The 24,751-nt window shown below is 47.5% G+C and carries 18 protein-coding genes; 11 read left to right on the top strand and 7 right to left on the bottom strand.

Annotated elements, in window-relative coordinates:
* Positions 1 to 88: 88 nt before the first annotated feature.
* From egtB to H142_RS15115, 4 genes are all read left to right on the top strand, one after another.
* Positions 89 to 1,360: an ergothioneine biosynthesis protein EgtB gene (gene egtB, locus H142_RS0109105; RefSeq protein ID WP_017931823.1), complete on the top strand. Its 1,272-nt coding sequence runs from the start codon at positions 89 to 91 to the stop codon at positions 1,358 to 1,360.
* On the top strand, positions 1,361 to 2,308 hold the full coding sequence (gene egtD, locus H142_RS0109100) for an L-histidine N(alpha)-methyltransferase (protein WP_017931822.1): 948 nt from the start codon (positions 1,361 to 1,363) through the stop codon (positions 2,306 to 2,308).
* Positions 2,305 to 2,973, top strand: a complete 669-nt coding sequence (locus H142_RS0109095) for an aspartate/glutamate racemase family protein (RefSeq protein WP_017931821.1) — start codon at positions 2,305 to 2,307, stop codon at positions 2,971 to 2,973. Before egtD ends, H142_RS0109095 begins: the two co-directional genes overlap by 4 nt.
* 95 nt (positions 2,974 to 3,068) lie before the next feature.
* A complete protein-coding gene (locus H142_RS15115; RefSeq protein ID WP_156811967.1) occupies positions 3,069 to 4,592 on the top strand; it encodes a BCCT family transporter in 1,524 nt (507 codons plus the stop codon).
* A gap of 254 nt (positions 4,593 to 4,846) precedes the next feature.
* Here the strand turns inward: H142_RS15115 and H142_RS0109085 are convergent, their stop codons facing one another.
* Together H142_RS0109085 and H142_RS16660 are read right to left on the bottom strand one after the other, a co-directional pair.
* On the bottom strand, positions 4,847 to 6,502 hold the full coding sequence (locus H142_RS0109085; RefSeq protein ID WP_033315086.1) for an amidohydrolase: 1,656 nt from the start codon (positions 6,500 to 6,502) through the stop codon (positions 4,847 to 4,849).
* Between the two features lie 48 nt (positions 6,503 to 6,550).
* Entirely contained in the window at positions 6,551 to 7,441 is an 891-nt protein-coding gene (locus H142_RS16660) for a LysR family transcriptional regulator (protein WP_026147924.1), read from the bottom strand.
* Positions 7,442 to 7,824: 383 nt separating this feature from the next.
* On the opposite strand from H142_RS16660, the gene ggt (H142_RS0109075) reads away from it, so the two are divergent.
* From ggt (H142_RS0109075) to H142_RS0109065, 3 genes are all read left to right on the top strand, one after another.
* Positions 7,825 to 9,552, top strand: coding sequence for a gamma-glutamyltransferase (ggt, locus tag H142_RS0109075; protein ID WP_017931816.1), 1,728 nt, complete (start codon positions 7,825 to 7,827; stop codon positions 9,550 to 9,552).
* 68 nt (positions 9,553 to 9,620) lie between these two features.
* The gene (ggt, locus tag H142_RS0109070) at positions 9,621 to 11,336 is read left to right on the top strand and encodes a gamma-glutamyltransferase (protein WP_017931815.1); all 1,716 of its coding nucleotides are present in this window, start codon (positions 9,621 to 9,623) and stop codon (positions 11,334 to 11,336) included.
* Between the two features lie 9 nt (positions 11,337 to 11,345).
* The gene (locus tag H142_RS0109065) at positions 11,346 to 12,590 is read left to right on the top strand and encodes a serine hydrolase domain-containing protein (RefSeq protein WP_017931814.1); all 1,245 of its coding nucleotides are present in this window, start codon (positions 11,346 to 11,348) and stop codon (positions 12,588 to 12,590) included.
* A 57-nt stretch (positions 12,591 to 12,647) separates the two neighbouring features.
* Here the strand turns inward: H142_RS0109065 and H142_RS0109060 are convergent, their stop codons facing one another.
* The 5 genes from H142_RS0109060 to dgcN all read right to left on the bottom strand — a co-directional run bounded on the left by H142_RS0109060 (position 12,648) and on the right by dgcN (position 21,066).
* Entirely contained in the window at positions 12,648 to 13,946 is a 1,299-nt protein-coding gene (locus H142_RS0109060; protein ID WP_017931813.1) for a dicarboxylate/amino acid:cation symporter, read from the bottom strand.
* Between the two features lie 226 nt (positions 13,947 to 14,172).
* Entirely contained in the window at positions 14,173 to 17,175 is a 3,003-nt protein-coding gene (locus tag H142_RS0109055; RefSeq protein ID WP_017931812.1) for a TonB-dependent receptor domain-containing protein, read from the bottom strand.
* 33 nt (positions 17,176 to 17,208) lie between these two features.
* Positions 17,209 to 18,912 carry an N-acyl-D-amino-acid deacylase family protein gene (locus H142_RS15110; protein WP_017931811.1) on the bottom strand — a complete coding sequence of 568 codons (1,704 nt, stop codon included), beginning with the start codon at positions 18,910 to 18,912 and terminating at the stop codon, positions 17,209 to 17,211.
* Positions 18,913 to 19,061: 149 nt separating this feature from the next.
* Complete coding sequence (gene dgcA / locus H142_RS0109045) at positions 19,062 to 20,036, bottom strand: N-acetyl-D-Glu racemase DgcA (protein WP_017931810.1); 975 nt, start codon at positions 20,034 to 20,036, stop codon at positions 19,062 to 19,064.
* Positions 20,029 to 21,066: an N-acetyltransferase DgcN gene (dgcN, locus tag H142_RS15105; RefSeq protein ID WP_017931809.1), complete on the bottom strand. Its 1,038-nt coding sequence runs from the start codon at positions 21,064 to 21,066 to the stop codon at positions 20,029 to 20,031. Before dgcN ends, dgcA begins: the two co-directional genes overlap by 8 nt.
* A 443-nt stretch (positions 21,067 to 21,509) precedes the next feature.
* Here dgcN and H142_RS0109035 point away from each other — a divergent pair, with 443 nt between their 5' ends.
* The 4 genes from H142_RS0109035 (at position 21,510) to H142_RS0109015 (ending at position 24,742) form a co-directional block, all read left to right on the top strand.
* On the top strand, positions 21,510 to 22,619 hold the full coding sequence (locus H142_RS0109035; protein ID WP_017931807.1) for a two-component system sensor histidine kinase NtrB: 1,110 nt from the start codon (positions 21,510 to 21,512) through the stop codon (positions 22,617 to 22,619).
* Between the two features lie 4 nt (positions 22,620 to 22,623).
* Positions 22,624 to 23,223 carry a response regulator transcription factor gene (locus H142_RS0109030; RefSeq protein WP_017931806.1) on the top strand — a complete coding sequence of 200 codons (600 nt, stop codon included), beginning with the start codon at positions 22,624 to 22,626 and terminating at the stop codon, positions 23,221 to 23,223.
* 567 nt (positions 23,224 to 23,790) lie between these two features.
* Entirely contained in the window at positions 23,791 to 24,444 is a 654-nt protein-coding gene (locus H142_RS15100) for a helix-turn-helix domain-containing protein (RefSeq protein WP_017931804.1), read from the top strand.
* Positions 24,445 to 24,460: 16 nt separating this feature from the next.
* Entirely contained in the window at positions 24,461 to 24,742 is a 282-nt protein-coding gene (locus tag H142_RS0109015) for a hypothetical protein (RefSeq protein WP_017931803.1), read from the top strand.
* The last annotated feature ends 9 nt before the right edge of the window (positions 24,743 to 24,751 follow it).

The following is a 24,751-nucleotide window of genomic DNA, read 5'->3' as shown; positions in this document are numbered from 1 at the left end:
AGGACGCTATTTCAAACCGGCTTAGAATTCACAAGGAACTTACCAGAGGCACGGATGTTAGTGTAGGAGAGACTTAAAAGGACAATTCATGCTTTCAACCTCTAACCCAGAATCTGCCGTCCTGAAATCTAACACCGCGGCCCTTAAACGGTTTCAGGGCGTTCGGGCGACCACCGAGACATTAGCCGCGGGTCTGAGCGACGCGGATGCAACCGTACAGTCAATGCCTGATGCCAGTCCCATGAAGTGGCATCTGGCGCATACAAGTTGGTTTTTTGAAGAATTTGTCGTCGCGCCTGAACGCGGCGAAACAGCGCGATTCGACCCTGAATTTTCTTACCTTTTTAATTCCTATTATGACGGTGTTGGAGATCGTCACGACAGAGGGAGTCGGGGCCTGCTCACTCGGCCAGCGCTGGAGCGCATATTAGATTATAGACAACATGTCACATCGCATATGGAAGAGCTTATCACTGCGGGAAATCAGCGGGCCTTGAATCTATTGCCATTAGGCTTAGCCCATGAGGAACAGCACCAGGAATTAGCCCTGACTGATATCCTGCACCTCTTTGCACAAAACCCGCTCCGCCCAGCTTATCGTCACGCTAAGCCGCTCGCATATGACACATTATCCGGATCCAATGCATGGGTAAAGTTTGAGGGAGGCGTCATGCCACTTGGTTATGATGGGCCCGATTTCCATTTCGACTGCGAAGCGCCGTCTCACGATGTTATTGTCCACCCCTTTGAACTTGCCAGCAGAACTGTGACCAATTCTGAATGGATGACATTTATGAGCGCTGGCGGATATAACACCCCGGCTTACTGGCTTTCAGATGGGTTCGCGGCCTGTCAGGCAAACGGTTGGACCGCTCCGCTTTATTGGTTTGAGCAAGACGGAGCGTGGTGGAGCCAGACCTTGCGCGGCGCGCAACCCGTCGATCCCGATGCGCCGGTCCATCATATTTCTTACTATGAAGCCGACGCTTATGCGTGTTTTGCGAAAGCAAGACTCCCGACCGAAGCAGAATGGGAATTCGCCGCCACAGACAAACTTGTACAGGGAAATTTTTTGGAATCCGGCCGTTTGCGTCCCGCGCCCCAACCGACCCGGAAGAACGAGATTTCAGCACTGTTTGGCGATGTTTGGGAGTGGACCGCGAGCCCATTTGTACCCTATCCCGGCTTTCGTCCCGAGGACGGAACCATTGGCGAGTATAATGGCAAATTCATGAGTAATGTTATTGTATTAAAGGGTGGGTCCTGTGTCACACCCAAAGATCATGTTCGGGCAAGTTATCGGAACTTTTTTCATCCTGACAAACGGTGGCAATTCTCCGGGCTACGACTCGCAAGATAGATGTCCGGTCAATTTGCAAATGATGTGGCCGCCGGACTTGGCGCCACCCCGAAAACATTGCCGTCGAAATATTTTTACGACGCCCTTGGCGATAAACTGTTCATAAAAATTATGGACCTGCCCGAATACTATCTAACACGCGCGGAAATGGAAATTTTTACGCAGCAAACACATGAGCTGATTGCTGCGCTCGGACAAAATCCAACTCTGCATTTTGAACTCGTGGAACTCGGAGCCGGAGACGGACAGAAAACTCTGCATCTTCTCGAAGGGTTGTTGGCCGCCGGGTATGACTTTACCTATGTTCCGGTAGACATTTCCTCACATGTTCTCACGCAGTTGGAAGCCCGTCTCTTGCGGCATCTGCCGCAAATGCACATTGCGCCCAAAATTGGTGACTATTTTGAGCAGTTGAACATTCTATATGAAACCGAAACGCCCCGCGTGGTTCTCTATCTAGGCTCTAATCTTGGCAATCTCACGGACGACAAGTCAGCTATATTTTTGGAAGAGTTGTCTGACTGCTTCAAACCCGGGGACCGGTTGATACTGGGTGTGGACCAGATTAAATCCGCCGATATCATATTGCCGGCCTATAACGATGCCGGCGGGGTGACCGCTGCCTTTAATATAAATCTTCTTGCCCGAATCAACCGGGAGCTCGGTGGTGAATTTGACTTAACAAGCTTCCGGCATGTGCCTGAATATTCGGAAAAAACGGGCATCGCAGCGAGCTATCTTATGAGTTTGCGCGAACAATGCATCCGCATAGAGGCCTTGGATCAAAGCTTTAATTTTGCAAAGGGCGAACGGATACACACTGAAATTTCGCGCAAATATAACTTAGATATTGTCGACAGCATTATTGGGAACACCCAGTTTCAAATAATCAAAGTCCTGCGGGACTCTCAGAACTATTTTTTGGATATTGTCATGGACCGAATATGAGCCGCAGTCACGGCATTGGGTTGTTAAAGCTTGGCGAGCGCAGCACCTCATATTACTTAAGCCGCATCCGGGCATTGCTTGGCGCGAAAACCGTCCCGGTTGTAGTGAACGACATGAACTTCGATCTTATTAACGCGCATTTACCAAATCACTTTTCCGTTCTTGAACCCGCTTTGCGAAACGGTCTGAACACACTATCGTGCTGTGACGTCGTGGTCATACCGAACATGACCTTGCACGAGACTTTTGACCGACTGCCGGCACCCCGCGCCGCCGTTCCCGTTATTCATCCCGTTGACGAAACACTTGCACATCTAAAAAGTGTCCAAATCGATCACGTTGTGGTCCTCGGTTCAGCGCATACAATGACATCAACTTACTGGGCGAACGCGCTTAAATCTATAAGTGTGAAACCGATGCCTGTATCTGAAAAAGCGATAGCGCTCGTCGATGCCTTTAGGCTAAAAGTTTACACCCGTACAGAAACGCCCGAAGATATTAATCATTTTCGGGACTGTGTGCTTGAATTAAGCCGAATTTGTCCTGTTATTATTGCGTGCACTGAACTATCAATATTCACGGTAAGGAATGAGCCCAATGTTTTTGATGCGGCCGAAATACAGATAGATGCGGCAATCAACCGTGTGGCAAACAGTATTGCGTGACGACCTGCGAAATTTGCATTTTTATTTTTAAAGATGACATTGATAGAACATTGCTTTCCTATACCAGTGACATTTAATTATAAAATTGGAATTCAGTGAAATTTTCTAACATTCGTCCCATAGTGTTTTGGCTGCCGATATCGGTTTTTATCGCACTTGTCGTTACAAGCCTCGTCAATACTGGCGTTTTCCTTAGTGTAACCTCTTCAATTAATGACTGGATCCTAGCTGTATTCGCGCATGCTTTCTCTTTTGGAGCTTTCGCGTTCGTTTTGACCTGCTGTTGGGCCATGGTCTCACCGATTGGCAAAATTCGGATAGGCGGCGCGGCGTCAACGCCTTTGTTATCCCGCTGGAATTGGTTCGCCATAACGCTAACGACGACAGTGGCCGTCGGCATATTATTCTGGGCCACAGCCGAGCCTATTTATCATCTCTATAATCCAGGCGGACTATCTATTGTAGCAGGAAGTGATGAGGCGGTTGGGTTTTCGATGACGACCCTCTTTATGCATTGGGCCTTTACGCCCTATGCGATCTATACAATTCCCGGACTCACATTTGCGCTCGTTTATTACAATCTCAAAAAGCCATTTTCTTTGTCCTCACCAATATCGGCCCTAACCGGCCGGACTGTGCCGCAAGTGGGGGCGGATATTTTAGACGGATTTGCTCTACTTTCCTTGCTATTTGGTCTCACGGCCGTGCTTGGCGTTGGGATGATGTCGATTTCGGGCGGGATTGACCGATTAACCTCGTTGTCATCCAGTCCTCTCCTTTTGGCATGTGTTGCTCTTGCCATCGTATCGGCGTTCTTTCTCTCCTCCGTGAGCGGCTTACATCGGGGCATTCGCATTCTTTCTGACATCAATACAAAAATATTTATTGCTCTGATGATTTTTGTCCTTTTTGCAGGCTCAACCTGGGGCATTTTGGAGTTAGGCTTCCGATCCATCGGCCAATACGCGGCGGAATTCATTCCGCGGTCACTCTTTTTGGATCCCTTTAATAATCGTGAATGGCTAAATTCCTGGACAGTCTTTTACTGGGCAAATTGGTTGGCTTGGGCGCCCCTCACCGCCATGTTTTTAGGGAAAATTTCGCGCGGATACACGGTACGCGAATATGTATTTGTGAACTTTTTTGCTCCCGCTCTCTTTTCTATTTTATGGATGACGATATTCGGGGGTACCTCTTTAAACGTTGAAAGTAATAATCCGGGATTCTTGAAAGATGTTTTAGATACTGACGGGCCTGATCAGGTATTATTTGCGGTAATAGATTTTTTACCCTTAGCTATTCCGGTCGCGATCCTCTTCATAATCGTATCTTTTATATCCTACGTCACAGCAGCCGATTCGAATATGGAGGTAATGGCCGCGTTGTGCGTCAAAGATAAAACACCGGATCCGGCGGCAGGAAGCCGCATCGGAATTAAATTCATTTGGGCCAGCCTGGTCGGAATAGCCGCATGGGTTATGACCTCTTTATCCGGAATCGACGGTGTGAAAATGATGTCAAATTTAGGAGGTCTCCCCGCTTTATTCATTGTCATTCTTTTTAATATTACGTTGATCATGTTGGGCACTGTTAAAATCAAAGACCTCCGGGGCGTGTAATGTGTTTGACGTGATCGTCCATGGCACAGACTTAGGCCCGGGCTAAGCGAGGGTTCTTGTTAATCTTCATCCTCATGGAGAGAGAAGAGAACGTGCAAACACATGTCCGGCGGATGGGTCATCAAAGATTTTACACAAATGTGAAAGCAGTACAGAGGTTAAAAAGAGTTAAGTGTGTGATGGATGAGATACCCGGCCATTACCAATCTTAGCTATAAAAATAGTTTTGACGCCAGACATAGAATTATAACCTGTTACGCACGATAACGTTCGCGGCCATTGACTATGGTTTTTAAGACTTGAGTTGTCAAAATCTCATCCGGTTTAACATTGAGGAGATTTCGGTCAAAAACAGTGAGGTCAGCTAGAAATCCGGTCCGGATTTGTCCAAGCTTTTTTTCTTGAAAACCTGAATATGCATTATTTACGGTATAGGCTGTTAAGGCTTGTTCCATTGCAACTTTTTCATGGGGAATCCAACCATTAGGGTTTTCGCCGTCAATCGTTTGGCGGGTGACGGCCGCATATAGACCTTGAAACAAATTCAGCGGAGCAACAGGCCAGTCGGATCCAAAAGTTACGACAGCACTTTTTTCCATCAGCGAATGGAAAGCATAGGTTCCCTGCAGGCGCTTCTGTCCAATCCGTTTATCCGCCCACCTCCCGTCATCAATGGCGTGATAGGGTTGAACCGATGCAATCACATTTTGACGCGCAAAGCGGCCAATGGCATCAAGTGTTAGATGCTGGGCGTGCTCAATGCGAAACCGTCTATCCCGAGGTCCGTTAATCCGCGCCACATCTTTATAGATATCCAGAACCTCGTCATTCGCGAGATCCCCAATCGCATGTGTGGCCACCTGTAAGTTCGCTTTGTCAGCACCCAGTATATAATCCTTAAGCACCGATGTTTGGATAGTTCTAACGCCATAGTGTCCGGGTTCGTCGCTATAGGGATCGCGAAACAAAGCCGTGCGCGATCCGAGAGAGCCGTCTGAGAGTGCTTTCACACCGCCCCAGCGTACCCACTCGTCTCCGCGTCCCTCCGCCTTAATAATCGCGGATAGTTTTTGCCAATTTTTGGCCGCTGCAAAGCAATAAAAGCGTAAGTCTGTATCGCCTTTTTCCCGAAGTCGCCGCGCCGTCTCAAAATTACTCCACCCTCGCTCAACAGAATGCACTTGGGTAAAACCGCGTGATAGAGCATGCGCAATACCGCCGCGCATATTGTCATTCTGCTCGGCATGAGATGTTTCAGGAAAAGCGCGGCGCGCAAGCGATCTGGCATTATCTTTCAAGATGCCATTAGGGTCCCCATTGGCGTCCCGCCCGATAACGCCGCCGTCTATGTCGGGCGTGTCGCGGGTAATCCCCGCCATCTTTAGGGCTACGCTGTTGAGCAAATACATGTGCAGATCTGTGCGAGGTACAGCCACAGGCGTGTCCGGGGTTGCGGCATCAATCCAGCTTTTATCCGGGATATCCCCTCCCAGTCTTTGTTCATCCCAACTTCCCCCCAAAATCCATTTTCCGGGACGCTCTCGCGCGGCTTTCCCGAGTCGATCCGCAAATTCTTGACGTGACGTCGCAGAAAGCAGATCGGGTTGAGTAAGGCGATTAGATCCGGTTAGAAAGTGGGTGTGGTTGTCAATAAATCCGGGGGTTACAAAAGCCCCTTCTAAATCAATTATTTGCGTTCTTTTTCCTGTATGAGACTCTACAGCACTACGGCCCAAAACAGCAATTTTATTACCGACGATCCCAATAGCGTCTGTTGAGGATTTTCGACTGTCCGCCGTCCAAGCGCGCAGGTTAATATAGGCGACATCTAAGACTCTTTCATGTCGGAGCGCACATCCTGCCAAACCCCACGCCGAACTTCCCATTACGAATTGTCTTCGGTTAATCATACAAGATCTCCATTTCATGTGTTTGGCAATTGAGATCAATCTGGGTCTTCATGAAAAGGATATAGATGACAGCGTCCTTTTCATGATCTTGGTAAACTCCTTCGACAATTTTGACATTGGACGGTCATCCAGATGAATGCAGTAAATCTCATACTGGACGCGTTTCTTAAACGGCCTGAAGTCCAAATCTTCGGACAGATTTGCACGCGCTGTAAATTCATCGACTATGGCCAATCCGGCACCGTGTCTGACCAATGCAGCCGCAATATAATATGTCTGGACAGTGATATTTGATGTCATATCTAAATTCGTGCCGAGCTGCACATTCACAAGATTACCAACAGTGCCTTCATCGGTCAGCCGAATAATCTTGCGCGCGCCGATCATGTCCATTGATACCTCTTTAGGTAAATCGGGGAGCTCGCTTTTACGGTATAATAATACAAGTTCGGCTTTGCCAATTTTCTTGTAAGTCAGGCGGGGGTGCAAGGGCGCGTCATAAACAATACCAATATCGCTATGGCGCTCATATAATGACCGCAACATATCTTCGTTATGCATCGTCTTTATATCAAATGTGACGTTGGGGAACTTCCGGAGAAATGCAGCCACTGTAGAGGGCGCAACTTCCAAACCGAGAGACGGCAGAACTGCTATGCGTATATGACCGTCATTCCCCCGACCAATATTCTTAGCTGTTTCATTTAGAGAGTGTATCCTAGAATATACATCACGGGCTTCATTATAGAGGATATGAGCTTCGTCGGTGGGGGCCAAGCGGCCCTTAACAACCTTAAACAATGTGAACCCTATCCGGCTTTCAGCGTGCCTTAGAACTTTGCTTACGGAAGGCTGTGAGACGTTAAGATGTCGTGCCGCTCCACTGACTGACCCCGCTTGGTATACGGCGCAAAACACCTCGATATGACGGAGTGACATCATAATTTAAATTCGCATAGCTCCAGTTTTTATCATAGCGATTTCTTTTCTAATGGCATCTTAGGGCTTTGCGCCTGAAATTTCAGGCAATCAATCCACTGCCATTAAAACTAACAATAGGGTATTTCTGAAGGTTGAGACAATTCGTGAAGCGCTTTACGGTATAGACGAAAGCTATATGCCAGAGCCAAATTGCTTTAGCCTGACTCATTGGAAACCGGTTTCTTGTTGACTACTATTTGCAGAGTGGATTCAGGTTTATGCCTAGGCTTTTAGCCGATCATTAAACCATTGGCTTGATCAAGTATCCTGCCTTGGCGATCTTAAAGTAGAAACTGATAAACAACACAAAAACTATGTTTAATGGCAATAGGAGCTTTCAGATGGGTCATATCAAAAGAAGTTTAGCAATTTTCCTCGGAAATATATGTCTTGTTGCAGCACCAATATCGGTTCAAGCTCAAAGTCTTCCCCCGCTCTATACAACAATAGAAAATCCTGTTTTGGGCGACAAAGGTATGGTTGTTAGCCAAAGCTCTATCGCAAGTGAAGTTGGAGCAGATATACTCCGAAATGGCGGAAATGCTGTAGACGCAGCAATTGCGACAGCTTTTGCATTAGCCGTCACCCTGCCGCGGGCCGGTAATATTGGCGGGGATGGGTTTATGTTGGTTCATATTGCGAAAGAAAACCGCACTTACGCCATCGATTACCGTTCTGTTGCGCCTGCTGCTGCCGCCGTGGATTTATTTCTTGAGCCCGACGGAAGTGTGAGCGGTGAAGCCTATAGAGGCATTAAAGCCGCAGGTATACCCGGAACAGTCGCTGGTTTATATCGCGCCCACCAGCGGTTTGGACAACTCCCATGGAAAGATCTTGTTGAACCTGCCATTGATCTTGCCGAGAACGGGTACGTTCTCTCTTGGGACGCGGTTGATATAATTGAAAGATCACGAGATAGAATTAGCGCGGAAGGCGTGGCCGCAAATGTCTTCTTCAAACAGGACGGAGAAAGTTACACAAATGGCGAACGACTAAAACATCCGGATCTTGCCTGGTCGCTTAAAAACATAAAGATAGGCGGGGCAGATGCCTTCTACCGCGGTCCAATCGCGAAACGCATTGTAAAAGAAATGTCCGAAAACGACGGTTACATTACGGCGGAAGATTTGGATAATTACCGCGCTGTTGACCGAGAGCCCTTGGTCGGAAGCTATCGGGGCGTCAAAATTGTGACCATGCCTCCTGCCAGCGGCGGCGGCGCGAGTATTATAGAACTTCTTAATATCCTAGAAAATTTTGACCTGAAGGCCGCCGGTTGGAAGTCAGCACAAAGCTATCACCTTATGGCTGAGGCCATGAAACTCTCATTTTCCGATCGTTTCAGATATGCCACAGACGTAGATTTCGGAACAATGCCGCTAACAACTATGACGTCAAAAACTTATGCAAAAGAGCGGGCAAAGCAAATGTCTGAACGCAGCGCTTCCCCTATGGGCCAAACCGAACCCGGCGATCCATTTGCGCATGAGAGCCGCGATACGACGCATTTTTCAGTCGTCGACTCCCAAGGTAACGCTGTCAGCAATACATTTACACTGGGCAGCAATTTCGGGTCGGGCGTGATGCTGGACGGCACAGGGTTTATGCTCGGAAATCTTATGGGCAACTTTGGAATTGGACTAGAAGGAGAAGAGCGTTTGGATGGGAAACTGCGGAGCGCCAACAAATTGAGAGGCGGCCATCGTCCAATCTCCAGCATGTCTCCAACAATGTTATTTAAAGACGGTCAGTTATGGGCCCTCGTCGGAAGTCCCGGAGGAAACACAATTCCAAGCACAATCTCCCAAATGATTATTAACTTGGTCGATTATGATCTTACTGTGGCCGAAGCTACCCACTCCCCCCGCATTTATCCGGAGTATCGCACAGGCGAGCTTTCCGTTGAAAGAGGCGTATCGCCGGACACGCTGAGGTTACTGGAAGCATGGGGTCACAGGGTCACAGTGGATGCAACGAACGGCAGCACCCAAACCATCGTGCTCGACATTCCCGGCGTTCAGGGCGCTGCGGATCCGCGCCGTCCCGGTGCGTCTGCAGTAAGTGAATAGCGGCTTTATAGAGAAATAGACGCCAGGGCATGTAGCCGATAACCTGAATAATCCCAAAGGAACAGACTATGCTTTCACAGATTAACGCAGTTAGATTATCTCTCTCAATCAGCCTCACCGGCTTATTATGTCTGATTGCCCTTCCCGCATTTGCTCAGGGCGTGGTTTCCTCAGCTGATCCCAGAGCGTCTGAAGCGGGTCTGGAAATGCTCGAGGCTGGCGGCAGTGCTACCGATGCTGCTTTGGCAATGATGATTACACTCACCGTAGTCGAGCCACAGTCAAGTGGTATTGGAGGCGGAGGATTTTTTGTCCATCACGATGCACGAACAGCTAAGATAGACACGATTGACGGGCGCGAGCGCGCACCCGGATCCGCCACTCCCGAACGTTTTTTAGATGAACAGGGCCAGCCCATTCCATTTAATAATGCGTTTCCCGGCGGATTATCTGTAGGGATACCGGGAAATATTCGACTGATGGAAGAGGCCCACCGGCGCTGGGGAACGCTCCCCTGGGCGAAACTGTTTGAACCCGCGATAAAACTGGCAAATGAAGGCTTCGAGGTCTCCCCTCGTTTTTCCCGTACAGTCACGCGCTGGTCGCAAGGCTGGCAGGACTTTCCAGATATTGCGGCCTTATATGCTCCTGATGGAAAACCCGTCTCAGGCGGTGATATTATTCGCAATCCTAAACTTGCCGCTTTACTAACACGTATATCCATTGAGGGCGCCCCGGCGTTCTATTATGGTGAAAACCCCCGTGTTATAAGTGATGTTGTCGCCGAGGCCTCACGCAATCCTGCGCAAGTAACGCCTTTAGATTTCTCTCAATACACGGCGACGCCCCGCGCGGCCGTTTGTAGTCAATACCGCAAATACCGCGTTTGCGGCATGGGACCCCCTTCATCCGGGGCAACAACCGTGTTGGGTATATTAGGATTGCTGGAGAGATTTGATCTAAAGACGATGGGCCCAAACTCTGCTCATTCATGGCATTTAATTGCTGACGCCATGCGCCTCACTTATGCTGACCGTTCAATTTATACAGGTGATAACGATTTTGCTCCGGTACCGGTTGAAGGCCTAATTGATCCTGATTACCTTCAGGCCCGTTCAGCCTTAATTGATGCCAATATAGCTTTGGGTAAAGTAGAAGCCGGTACGCCTCCGGGATCGTCTAAATCCGGGAAACCAGCCCCCATAAATGAAGGCGGTACAACCCATTTCTCTGTCGTAGACGCTACTGGCAATGTTGTTGCAATGACGTCAACAATTGAAGGTGTATTCGGCAGCCAGCTGCTCGCAAATGGGATGGTTTTGAATAATGAACTGACTGATTTCAGTTTTATTGCCGAGGAAAACGGTCATCCCGTGACAAACCGCGTTCAAGCCTTTAAACGGCCACGTTCATCAATGAGTCCGACAATCGTGTATAATGAACAAGGCGAACCTATTCTTGCATTAGGTTCTGCCGGGGGCCCGCGCATAATTATGCATGTTCTCAAAACCCTCGTGGGCGTGATCGACTTTGATTTGAATGCAGAAGAGGCCATAGCCCTTCCCAATATATTCTTTGATGATGACCAAATCATACTTGAAGACAAAGCGCTCAGCCAAGCCCTCAAGCCCCGTCTGGAACAGTTGGGTCACTCGGTCCGACTTGGCCGTCAATCTTCAAAAGTCAACGCCGTGGAGAAAATTGATGGGAAATGGGTCGGAGCCGCTGACCCGCGCAGCGACGGCGTGGCTCTAACTGCACCGGTAACACACGAAGGAAAATGAGGGAGTTCTATGTCTAGAATAACTTTGATAATCGCATCACTCTTTATTGTATCAGCATGTTCAACTGATGCGGATTTACCGGAACAATCTGGCGCTGAGTATGCGATACCTGACAATGTAGTTTATGCTTGGGCGACCTTTGATAAAGATGGAATTAAAAACAGTAAGGTCTCCGGGCTAGCGGATCGTGAATCAGGGCGCGTCTTAACATTGGACGACCCTGTACGAATTGCGTCTATTTCGAAATTGGTTCTTACACTGGGCGTTATGAAGCTTGTCGAAGAGGGGAAGCTTAATCTCGATGACGATGTATCAGATATACTCGGTTGGGACGTACGCAATCCCGCATTTCCTGAGACTCCCGTCACATTAAGGCTACTCCTGTCCCACACATCCAGCCTGATGGATGACGGCATAAATTACGGCGTTCGATATGGCGTGCCGCTTGAGGACGTCGCTGGCGCTCCTGATGTATATGACCCTGACCATGCTCCGGGAACATTTTTTCGCTATTCCAACTTAAATTTCCCCGTTGTCACATCCATCATGGAGCGTGCCACGGGCGAAAGATTAGACTTACTTATGGAGCGGCTTGTTTTTGAGCCCATCTCTATAGACGCGTGTTATAACTGGACGACATGCAGCGATGAAAAAATTGCGAGTGCTGTCGTTATGTATAAGTTGGACGGACAGGTTTATCTTGATGATTTAAAGGGCATACGACCCCCATGCCCTATTCGCGTTAAAAAAGGCCATCATTGCGATCTGGAAAAATACGTGCCGGGTGAGAATGGCGCTCTGTTTTCACCGCAAGGCGGTCTTCGGATTTCCGTTCGCGATCTCACTACTGTGGGTCAGGTTCTGCTCAATGAAGGGCGTTATAACGGCCAGGTTTTTTTGACGCCAGAATCGGTAATGGAAATGCAAGCGCCGCAATGGCAATATAACGGTAAAAACGGTGAAATTGATGCTGAAACCATTGGCGATACGGATAGGGGATTTTACTGCACTTATGGTCTGGCCACCCAAATTTTACCCACACCTGTCCGGGGGTGTGCCGACGATCTAGCCAAAGGCGAAGAATGGAGCGGGCATGCCGGTGATGCTTATGGTCTCAGATCTGGCTTATGGGTAGATATGTCAAAAAAGACTGGCATTGCTTACTTCGCAATTAATAACGGCGATGCCCCACAAAAAGGGGACTCTGCTTACCGCGCTATTGAAGAGATCCTCGCATCGAATTATGAAAAATAAAATTCACGCTAGCTAACCCCCGTCGAGCCCCTAAATTAGTTAGTGAAAGGCCAGGGCTTAATGCACGGGTTTGGCCCGAAAAACCTCTTCGTCTAGCTGCCCTTCCCACTTTGCCACAGTGCACGCAACTGTAATATCCCCCGTCACATTTGTGACAGTTCTCATCATATCCAATAGACGGTCAAAGGGGAATATAAAGGCAATGATCAGTGTATACTGCTCCAGCGTCACACCAAATACGCTGAGTACAGCAAATGCTAAAAACAGGCTGGCTGACGGTACGCTAGCGGTTCCTATGGACGTCAGAGTGACGGTGATAGCAACGAGTATATATTCCATCAATGTCAGCTCTATCCCCAAAGCTTGCGCAGCAAATAAGGCGATAATACCAAGATAAATGGCTGTGCCATCCATATTGATCGTGGCTCCAAGCGGCAACACGGAGCCGGCAATAGTATCGTCGACGCCCAAATTATCTTTGGCGCATGATATTGTTACCGGCAAGGTCGCACTGGAGGATGATGTTGAAAATGCCACGCCTTGTGCATCCAATACGCCATAAAAAAATCTGACAAGTGGTAATTTCAATATTGTCCGGACAAAAAGCCCGCCATAAACAACAAATATTTGGATAAAACAAGCGACATAAAGCGCAAGGGCCAGCTTTCCCATAGCAGAAATGATGCTGAGGCCGACATCTGCCATAACCCAAGTAATAAGAGCAAAAACTCCAAATGGAGCTAACTCCATCACAAATAAGGTAATTTTCATAACGACTTTCTCGGCACTCTCAAAAAAAATAACAAGGGGTTTGCCTTTATCTCCTATTGATATGATTCCGACACCTATGATGATCGCGAAAAATATAACCGGAATAATATCGTTGCTGGCCATCGCGGCCACAGGGTTTTCAGGTATAACAGCCAGTAGGCTCTCCGAAATCGTCGGTGTGTCCTGCGTGGCGGTCTTCGCAAGGTTTTCGCGAATGCCGGGATCAACATTGGATAGATCAATTCCGACGCCGGGCTTGAAAATTGTTCCGGATACCAAGCCGAGAAAAACAGCGATAAAGGTTGTAAACAAATAAAGCGCGATCGTTTTCACACCGAGTGATCCAAGCCTTTTTGGATCTCCCATCGCGATCACACCGACAACCAAAGTTGTAAATATTAATGGTAAAATGAGCATTTTGATGAGACGCACAAAGGCCTCGCCAAATGGGTAAATCCATACCGTTACAAAGTTCGAACCAGCTTCGCCTCCGAGGTAGTGCGTTGAAAGACCGATAATTGTGCCGAGCGCCAGCCCAATAAGCACACGCTTCCACAGCGTAATATTTTGCCAGCGTTTGAGCATGGTATTGTCCTTTTAAGTTTAGGGAACCGTATAAATCCAAATAGAATACACCAAGCTCACCAAAATACTTTAAGTTCGCAAAATGTTAAAAATCAAGCTACAATCATGATATCTGCGAAAGAAGAATTTTAAAAACAAATTTCAGCATACCCTCTTCAATCGAAAAATGAGCCGTGGGAGTAAATCCATTATAAATATTTTGGGGCGGAAAACCCGCCCCAAAATCTTAATCAAAGTTTTTTGTCATTCTCAAATATACATACCGCCCCAGATTGGAATGAAGCGCGCCATTATAGCCGTATGTAGAATCTGAAAACGGCGGGTCTTCATCAAAGACGTTTTGCATTCCAAGCTGGGCCCTAAGCCCCTCTTGAAACAGGTTACGCTTAGTAATCGATCCATTTACGACGATACGCGACGGAACCTCATACGCATTACCATCCGCATCTGTGACAAAGGTCTGAATTACACTACCAACGTAGTTTGCCGACACAAAAGCGCTCCAATCAGAATTCAAGCCTCTCCAGCCAACCGAGGCATGCCCACGCCATTTTGGAAAATCCGATGTTTCAATGAGCGATCCCGCTGCAGAACCTAGACTGTCGGGATCTGCACCAAATGCTACCAGTCGGTCGGCTAGCTCACCGGGCTCTTGATCAAATGTTAGGAGACGCGCTGCGTTAACTTTGAAATTTAAATCACCAAAACCGGTTTCTCTTCTGTACTGGGCACCTAAATCCAAACCTTCGACCGTTCTTCGATTTAGGTTTTCAAAGCCTCTTCGTATAAGAACGATCTCTCCAAGCGGGTTATCAGCGTCCGGTGTGTCACGAATGACATTTGGATTAAAAGATCCTTGATCTCGAAGAAGTGCATCCAAACGGGACGCATTCGAGCCACTCGGCACGCCGGTCGTGCCTTCAGTTTCGACGCGCCAGAAGTCTGCCGTGAACGTGAAATCGTTTATCGGTTCTAACACCACACCCAGATTTATATTTTCACTTGTCTCGGGTTGAAGATCGGGGTTCCCGGACGTTTCTAAAACATAATTCCCATTGGACGGACCATCGTTGATGTCGCCAGTCCCAAGAAAAATGCCCTCTGCGAAATCATCCACACTTGTTGTTAAATTCGAAACTGGTGTATTTAACTGAACCAAATTCGGAGCTCTGAAGCCCAGTGAGTAAGCACCACGGAACTTAATCTGCTCAATAGGAGACCACGCAACACCAATTTTGGGTCGCGTAATATCACCGCTTCCACTAAAGTTTTCATAGCGAACAGCCGCTTGTACATCCAATTGATAAAATAGAGGTCGGTTCCGTAGTACCGGAATGAGCAGTTCGCCCCACGCTGAAAATACTTGACGATCACCCGATATATCCGGTCGGAAACTGCTGCCCTGAACACTACTTTGGTTAGTAATTTCGCCCGCCGCGAGGCTGGTATCTAGCGGGTCAATGAAGGGCGCACTGCCATCTAAAAGGTCGGAATTATTCTCGTCAAAAGTTTCGGAGCGAAATTCTACGCCCAAGCCAATACCAATATTTCCGTCCGGCAACGCGTAGATTGAGGGGTTCGAGACTCTGAAATCAGCCAAAGTTAATTGAGTCTCCGCAGCCCGTGTCACATTGACTATAAACGGATCAATCACATTTCTAGGATTGGGCGTAAAATCTGTAATGCTCGCCGGGTTATTAGGATTGACCCCTGTGAAAATATTATAAGCGGCGGGCGTGTCCAGTCTCAGCGAGGCCTGAAGTAACGGCGTGCTAATCCTGTTGTCCGTCGAGTCTGTTACCGTTGCGCCACTGTGAAGCAAGGCGGAATCATAATCCCACCCGGAAAACTGTCCTCGAATCCCGCCGAGAAGCCTGAAACTGTCGCCCGTCACAGTAATATCCCGCGGGCCAACATCTACGGGCCGCAAGCTGATCACTTCGAACCCCAAGCCCTCTACAGGAACAATCGTAGGGTCGAGCCCGGGAAGCCGGTTAGGGTTTGCACGGCCATCATCAAATGTGACCGGTCCAAAAGGGTTATAATAATAATCTGAGGGGACGAAGAACCGCCCATTGCTTAATATACTGGCCTGCTCCCACTGGCGCTCGGTTTTAGACTGATAATATGACGCTTCTCCGTAAAGCTCCATATCTGCACTTAATTCGTGATTGATGTATCCAAAAAAATTGTATCTTTCATTGTCGGAAACCAGCGTCCTTTGTTCGTTTCGGTTTGGGCGGATAGCGCGGTCTTGTCCGCTTGAATCCAGACACACATTATACACTCCATCAAAAAAGCTCGTTTGCGCGCCGTCTAATCCTCGACCACCGCAATCATCAACTGTTAATAAATTGCCATTGTCACGAACAAGGTCAGTCGGACGCAAGTGGAAACCACCGAGCCCATTGAAATCCACGCGTGAGAAAACTTCCAGACTGGATCGATTGTCGAGAGAGAGATCATTCGCAAAAGCATCCGGTGCATTCACGCGTTGATCTGAATTCGCTGCATAGTCTTTTTCTCTCGCCAGCAAACCGTCGCGCCAGTCAGCACTTGCTGAAACAACCACGCTGGTGCGCCCCTCATTGAGTTGAAACCCCTTCGCGCCGCGAAGGTTGAAGCTCAAACGTCCGCCGTCAAGCTCACCGCCAAATCGGCTACTGATTACCGCGCCGTCATAATCGTCATCCAGGACATAATTGATAACTCCGCCAACGGCGTCGGCTCCATAAATAGCTCCGGCACCGTCCCTGAGGACTTCGACGCGTTTAATTGCGCCTGTAGGAAGTGTATTCGCATTTGGCGTTGTAACGGGGACGCCGAAATCTGTCTGCGTGATCGGGTGAAGCACCATGCGGCGGCCATTGAGCAGGACGAGCGTGTTCCCCTCTCCGAGACTACGGAGATTATAGGAGGCCACGTCTCCGCGGGCCGAGTTAATGCCTACAATAGACGCATTCTCTCCATTGAAACCGATTGCACCGACTTGAGGTATAGACCGGAGAAGATCTTCTCCGGACTCAAGGCCCGCGGCTACAAGGTCTTCTGCTGTTATCACGGAAACAGGTAAATCACCCGCTATATCGGCGCCTTTAATTTGGGTGCCGACTACAATTATTTCATCATAAGGTTTGTCGGGCTCATCGACCTGCGCATAGGCATTAATGGCCATAAGCGGTAGAATCGATACGGATATCTGGACGGCGGTGCGTAGTGAAATTTTCATGATACATACTCCCTTTTTCTATTTATTCTTGCTTTATTTAAGCAGGCCCATTTCGGATGATTTAAATATTTCTCCAAAGCAATTTTCGCTCTCAGCTTCAGTCTTAGCGCTCAGTACATGTCCAGCGAATTCAGTATTAATTTCGCCGTCTTGGATGACGAGCGTGCCATTCACCGTCAAATTCATGACGCCGCTGGATAACATCTCCGGATCTGAGTAATTCGCATTTGGTTTGAAGGCCTTAGGATCAAGAACGGTGATATCAGCAAAATACCCCGTTCTCAGAAAGCCGCGATCTCGTATTCCCAATGATTCTGCCGCAAGACCTGCACTTCTGTAGATGAAGTCTGACGGCGTGATGAGCTGCTCATTTACAACATATTTGGAAAATTTTTGCGGAAAGCTGGCAAACTTTCGCGGGTGCCCTGAGCTTCCGTCTGATCCTGTCATAACCCACGGCTGTTGCATGAAATATTTGACGTCATCCTCTTTCATATTGAACGAGGCGATTTGCGCATCACCGCTTTTGAGTATGTTGAGCGCCACTTCAATTGGGACAATATTCAGCTCTTCCGATATTTCTGCTAAGGTTTTATTGTTAAACGCTGGGTCGGCATCGATAATTCGCGTTATTAATATGGAATCAGCACCCCCGCGACGACGTAGGTTTTCTGCCATTTCTGATTTTATTTTGCTAAATGTCGCAGGTTGCTCAAATCTTTCGCGGGTTTGCTCCAATCCGCCATCTAGTGCCCAGGCGGGTAAAAGCGCATTACTGATCCGCGTTCCGGAAGCCAACCAAGGGTATTGGTCTGCGGTTACGCTTTGTCCCCGCGCTCTTGCCGTCTCGACTAATTTTACAACACCTTCACTGTCCCCCCATACGTCTGCACCGAGCGCTTTAATATGGGAAATATGGGTGTGCGCATCCGAACGATGGCCGATTTCTATAGCTTCAGCGATCGCATTTTTCAGACCTATGGAATAACTACTTTCGTCGCGTATGTGAGTATCATAATAGCCGTTACGGCTACCGGCTTCTTGCGCCAGAGCCACAACTTCGTCGGTTGTCGCAAAATTTTGAGGCGTGTAATATAAACCTGCCGAAAACCCGAAGGCCCCATCACACATGGCGCGCGCAACCATGCGCCTCATATGACCAAGTTCACTTTCAGTTGGTTTCCGGTCAGCAAGCCCGATCACCTCGCGGCGTATAGCGCCGTGACCAACAAGAAGAGCAACATTAGTCCCAATGCCTGACTCAGTCAGTATTTTTCGCCGGCCTTTAATATCCGGATCACCTCCGCCGTCATTACCAATAAATACGGTTGTGACGCCTTGAGTTAAATAATTTACATTCAATCTTTTAGCGGCATCGTCAGAAAATATTTCCGCACTTGCATGAGTGTGGGGATCAATAAACCCCGGCGTGACTATAAGACCACGGGCATCAATACGGGTTTTGACGTGGAGAGATTCTTTTTCAGCATCACCGACAAATGTAATTCTTTCACCTGTGACGCCAATGTCAGTTTCAATAGGGCCTTCACCCTCATTTCCAAGATAAATAGTCCCGCCTTCAATTAAAATATCAATCAAAATGTCGTCGTAAGCACTGCTCTCAGATATTGGAGTTGTGCGACACCCTGAAATAACAGAAAATGACGCTGTGGACACTAAAAACACAGAAAGAAAACTCATTTCTTTTTGCAATGATTTGATTTTAAACCTTATCATTATTCTTAATGCCAATCTTTCTTATCCAAATAACATGGATATCTTTTTATATAGGAGTTGCTTGCCAGACCAACCCTGCGGTCAATTCAAACACTTACGAGAGACATAAGCTTTGGCTATGGTCTCGGTGTTATTATTATGCCTATCTCTCATGTCATCAAACTTGGCGGATGCATTCTAATTCCATCAAATACACATCCGCCGGATCGATCAGCCTCAAGCCATAAGGGGCCGTCAATATCAATATATTTAACGCCATGGGTTAAAGCAAAAATGGGTGCGATAGATAATGATGTGCAAATCATACATCCCAACATGACGTCTAATCCGAGACTTTCCGACGATGATCTCAATTTTAAAGCCTCGGTAAGTCCGCCTGTTTTATCGAGTTTGATATTTATGGCATCATAACGCTTAGCCAGTGTGTCAAGATTTTCCGTGCTGTGACAGCTCTCATCTGCGCAGATCGGAATCGGGCTTTTGTAATCCCCGAGCTCATCATCGTCATCTTGCGGCAAAGGCTGCTCAATTAATTCTATTTTTGCCTCAACCAAACAGGGCATGACCTCCAGAAGCTGTGACATCGACCACGCTTCGTTCGCGTCAATTATAATTTTGGCTTGAGGCGCAGCGTCGCGCACAGCCCGCACACTCTCGAAAACATCGTCCTGTCCAAGCTTGAGCTTCAGAAGTCCAGCGCCTATTTTCCGCGCCGCCCTGGCCATGTTATCTGGACTATCAAGACTGATTGTTTGTGCCGTTCTGACCGGATCAAACTTTCGTAATCCAAAAAGCTCGGAAAAGCTTAAATTTTGTTTGCGAGCCTCCACTTGCCACAAAGCACAGTCTACCGCATTTCTCGCAGCACCAGCAGGCATAAGACTCTGCAGATCTTGTCGCGTTAATCCGGATTCGATTTCATGGGAAATGGCGCGAATATCATCAATCACTTGCATTTGGCTCTCGCCATATCGAGGGTAAGGAACGCATTCGCCCCGCCCTATGACATCACCATCTGTTATTTCGACAACAATAACATCGGCTGCCCGCTTGGCGCCGCGGGAAATATTAAAAACTGTTCTTAAGGGCCAGCTTTCAGATTGTACTTTTAAAGCTCTATTCATCTGCGAGCGAGACTGAGTAAGATTGGTGTTTTAAAAACAATACGCGGTCAACTATTCGCTCGACCCCGTGGCGCATGGGGTCCTGACACGGAAGATCGAATTTCTCTTCTAGTTCCATGCAAATGCGTTTCGCGCTGTCTTCATCCATATGCCGCGTATTGAGCGCTATCCCGGAGAGTTTTACATTGGGATTAACAGTTTTTGCGGCCCATAAATTAGCCTCCATGCACTCTTCTATATCTGGAACATCTCGCCCCGGTAGATTGCGCATATGCTCCCTATGAGGTTGATGGCACATAACCAAATGATCCGGCTGAGCCCCGTGCAATAGCCCTAAAGAAACGCCTGCATAAGCAGGATGAAAGAGCGATCCTTGTCCTTCAATAATATCCCACCCCCCGTCTTCACGCGACGGTGACAAAGCCTCTACACTTCCGGAGATAAAGTCAGCGATAACAGCGTCGACGGGCACTCCCGTTCCCGCAATAAAAATACCGGTTTGTCCTGTAGCCCGGAAATCTGCCTTTACCCCTCTCGCAACCATGTCCTTATGCATGGCGAGTGTTGTAAACATTTTACCGACAGAACAGTCTGTGCCGACAGCTAGAACTCTATTCCCCGACCGCTTTTCTCCCGTTCCGACTTTGAAAATCTGATCGGTCTGCCGGACATTATGAAGCGTTCGGTTATTGCGTAATGCGGCCTGTTCCACCTGTTTATGATCTTGAAGCGCATGATGCATGCCTGACGCTACATCCATCCCCAGTTCAAGAGCCTGAACGATGTCTTCAAGATGAGAGGATTCTATAACACCCCCGCCATTTGCGTATCCGAGTACAAGTGTTTTTGCACCGCGCTTAGCGCCTTCAGAAATCGTCATGCGCTTCGCACCTACTGTAATGGTGCTTCCGTTATTTGTTGTTTCGCCAACGACGAAATCAGGTCGCCAAGTCATTATTCCTTGGGCTGTTTTTACGGATAGTGGATCATCCCCGCTGCCAAGGTAAAGAAGGTAAGGTCGCTTGATCATTATATGCTCGCTAAGGGTTTCGTCCTTTGGCGCATAATGTTCAAACTTATAATTCGGCGATAGGACTAATCTTTCAAAATAATATAGCCTTCGGCTATACCTTCTGTGTCTGACGTCATCACCTATGACATAGATTTAGGTCTGGGCTAAGAGAGACTTTCCGCTCATCTTCATCCTTATGAAGAGAAAGAAGAGAACGCGCAAACACATGTCCGGCGGGCGGTTCGTCAAGGTTATCAAACGTAGAACCCGTAAGCATATTACGGAAGACAATATCCGCATTGGCTGGACGCCCTGAGCGGTGAGCAAAGCGTATCGCAGCTATGCCGCCAACAGGGCATATCCCAAGGCTTATACTCAAATAATGGTATCGCGTAGCGCTCGGCGTATAGTCATAGTGAAAGTAGGCCTTACAAAATCATATAAGTGTTTTATACAATATTATGACAACAGAAAAAACACTGACAGAACTCGACGCTGTGCTTAACACTATTGTCGATGGCGTGATCGTGATCGACGCAGACGGTATTATCGAGCGGTATAACCCCGCATGCGTTACCATATTCGGATACGCAGCGAATGAGGTTATAGGTCAGAAAATCAATCACTTAATGCCTCAGCCTTACAAAGACCGCCATGACGGGTATATCAAGAATTATGCGGCGTCCGGAGAGGCCAAAATCATTGGCATCGGGCGTGAAGTCAAAGGACTGAGGCGCGACGGAACTATATTTCCCATGTATCTTTCGGTCGGAGAATTACCCGGACAAAGCGGCAGAGCCTATATTGGAATTATTAGGGATTTAACCGAGAATTCCCGGCAACAAGAAAAGTTTGATCGCTTACAGCATGATCATTATCATCTTTCACGCGTCGCCGCCATGGATCAATTGGGCGCGGCAATTGCTCATGAACTTAATCAGCCTCTCAGTGCAATAATGAATTATCTTGAAGCAGGCGCGGCGATGTTGAACCGTGATGAAGTATCCCATGATGTTCTTTACGACATACTCAAGAAATCAACAGGTCAAGCTGACCGCGCCGCAAAAATCTTATTCCGACTGAGAAAGTTTATAGAAACAGGCGACTTGGAGAAATCTAAAATCAATCCAAAGGAGATGATAATTTCGTCTCTCGATCTCATTCGGCCATCCTTTAAACATATGAATATTGCATTTGAAATTGCTCTGGATTCTAAGTTGCCGGAAATTGTTGTCAGCGAGGTTCAAATCCAGCAAGTGCTCGTAAATCTCATTCGTAATGCCTGCGAAGCGTCGGATGGTGATGTTCCAAATTGTGTCACTATACAGGCCAATTTAATCAATCCAGACACTTTGAAAATTGGTATAATTGATACCGGGCGGGGCATGACTACAGAGCAATACGAAAAACTATATCAACCGTTTTCAACCAATAAAAAGGGCGGTTTGGGAGTCGGATTGTCTATCAGTCAGTCGATCATATCGAACCATGATGGTCGTCTCTGGGCTGAACGTAATGTGCCAAACGGCACCTGTTTTTACTTTACCCTCCCTGCTTCAGGGGTAAAATAATTTAATGGGCACATGCGTAACTATAGTGGATGATGACGAAGCGGTTCGTGACAGCCTAACCCTTCTTCTTCAGACAAATAGATTTGACGTCGCTGTATTTAAGAGCGGAGATGATCTTCTAAAAAGCGACCTTTTCAAAATTACCGGGCCAATTCTTTTGGATGTGAGAATGCCGGGCCGTGATGGCTTGGAAACTTTGACGCAAAGTTTAGAAGTTAACCCAAAACTGCATATTATCATGATGAGCGGACACGCCGATGTCGAAATGGCCGTTAAGGCCCTGAGATGCGGCGCCAAGGACTTCATTGAGAAACCCTTTCATATGGCCCATATCCTATCGTCTTTGGCCCGGGTTAATACCACGGTCACACAGAACCTGCAGAGAAATGTCCTTAAGGCTAAAGGTGAAGAAAGGTTAGCGACTCTGACGCCGAGAGAGCGTGAAGTTATGGCCTATCTTGTAGAAGGCAAGCCGAATAAAATAATCGCGGCAAAACTCGGTTTATCTGTTCGAACGATAGAGACGCACAGAGCACATTTAATCTCAAAGTTAAATGTGAAATCACTGCCCGAGCTGGTTCGACTATCAATGCAGACTATATAGCCCTGCTCTGACATTTGAGAATGAATTGACGGGAGTCAATTTTAAATTTCGGATGACGTTTACTTCTATCCCTATATCAGCAGGCTACACCATGAACGCTACACATCCTTCACACATGGTTTATATCGTTGGGGGTGACCCGGATTTGTCCCTCTCAACAAAATTTTTGTTGGAGTCCAGGAACTGCAGCGTAAGAGTTTTTAGCGCCGGAGAAGAATTTATATCTGATTATATCTGTAGAGAAACAGACACTGTTCTTCTGGATTTAAACCAAAATACGCCAGATGCCTTTCGTGTCTTTAATCATCTTATATTTGCTGAGCGCCGACCCTGTATTTTAATCACGGCGGATCAGAGAACTACATTAAAACCTGACGATAAATTTTTCGGGGAGCGTATAAGGGTCCTTATTCACCCTGTAGCCCCCTATGATCTTGTCGAAGCTATAGAATTAATAAATTAGCCTAGTCCATCTCAGTAATAATACCTAAGTATTTCCCCGCTCTAGTTTCGCGCTTCAACTCCCCCTAATTTTATTTTCAACTACGAAGCTCGACGGAGTTGGATGTGAACAACCGAAGCCAAAATATCTCGCAGCAGGATGATTACATTGATCATGTAAAATCACGTGGACGCGTTCATCCTGAGCAAACCGTTTTGTATCATCAAGGCGATGGTGTTAGCGGGTTTTACCGGGTCAATAGCGGCATCGTCATGGTTTACCGGCTCTTACCCGACAGTCAGCGTCAAATCTCCGGATTTTACACACAGGGTGACTTTTTCGGCCTTTCTTCATCAGACGCCCATCCTGATACTGCAGTGACTGTATCAACAGCAAATATAGTCATGCTGACATTGCATGACATTCGTCAAAGCATCGCTTTACAAAAAACCCTTTTTGATATGGCTTGCAGTCAGCTGGATACGGCTCAGACCCTAATCACAACACTAACGAAAAGATCAGCGGCTGAAAAGGTCGCAACATTTTTAGTCATGCTATCCCAGCGCCAAGGACAACAGGGCGTATCGTTTGACATCCGCCTTCCGATGAGCCGACAAGATATTGCCGATTATCTGGGCCTCAGCATTGAAACTGTCAGCCGCATGCTCACAAAATTAAAAGATGGCGGCGTCATCCATCTCCCTAACCGTAATACTATCCATATATGTGATTATATTCGACTGAAAATTATAGCCCGCGAAAAGTCAGTTCAAAATTGACCGTAGGCAAAAATTTTTGCGCAATACATTGTATAATGTCGATATGTTTAGTCTCACGCCATATATAGTGACTGCGGCGCTTTGTGCAGGCGTTATGCTGGATGCGATACCCGCGCAGGCAAAACGTGTAGGGCTATGGGTTCAAACTTGCTCCGGCCAATCCGTATTTTTGGATTTAGGGCCGATGGACAGACCGCCGCCCCTTCCGCACAAAATGAAAGCCTGTCACGCAATATGCTGTAAGTCTGAAAACGGCAAAGTTGAAAAACTAGCGGATAATAAGACGCCGAAAATCTAGAGACTGAGC

Origin of the sequence: Robiginitomaculum antarcticum DSM 21748 (assembly GCF_000365025.1) — a bacterium.
GTDB classification, from domain to species: domain Bacteria; phylum Pseudomonadota; class Alphaproteobacteria; order Caulobacterales; family Maricaulaceae; genus Robiginitomaculum; species Robiginitomaculum antarcticum.
The sequence above is the reverse complement of the archived record's forward strand: the minus strand, read 5'-3'. Positions and strand labels throughout refer to the sequence as shown.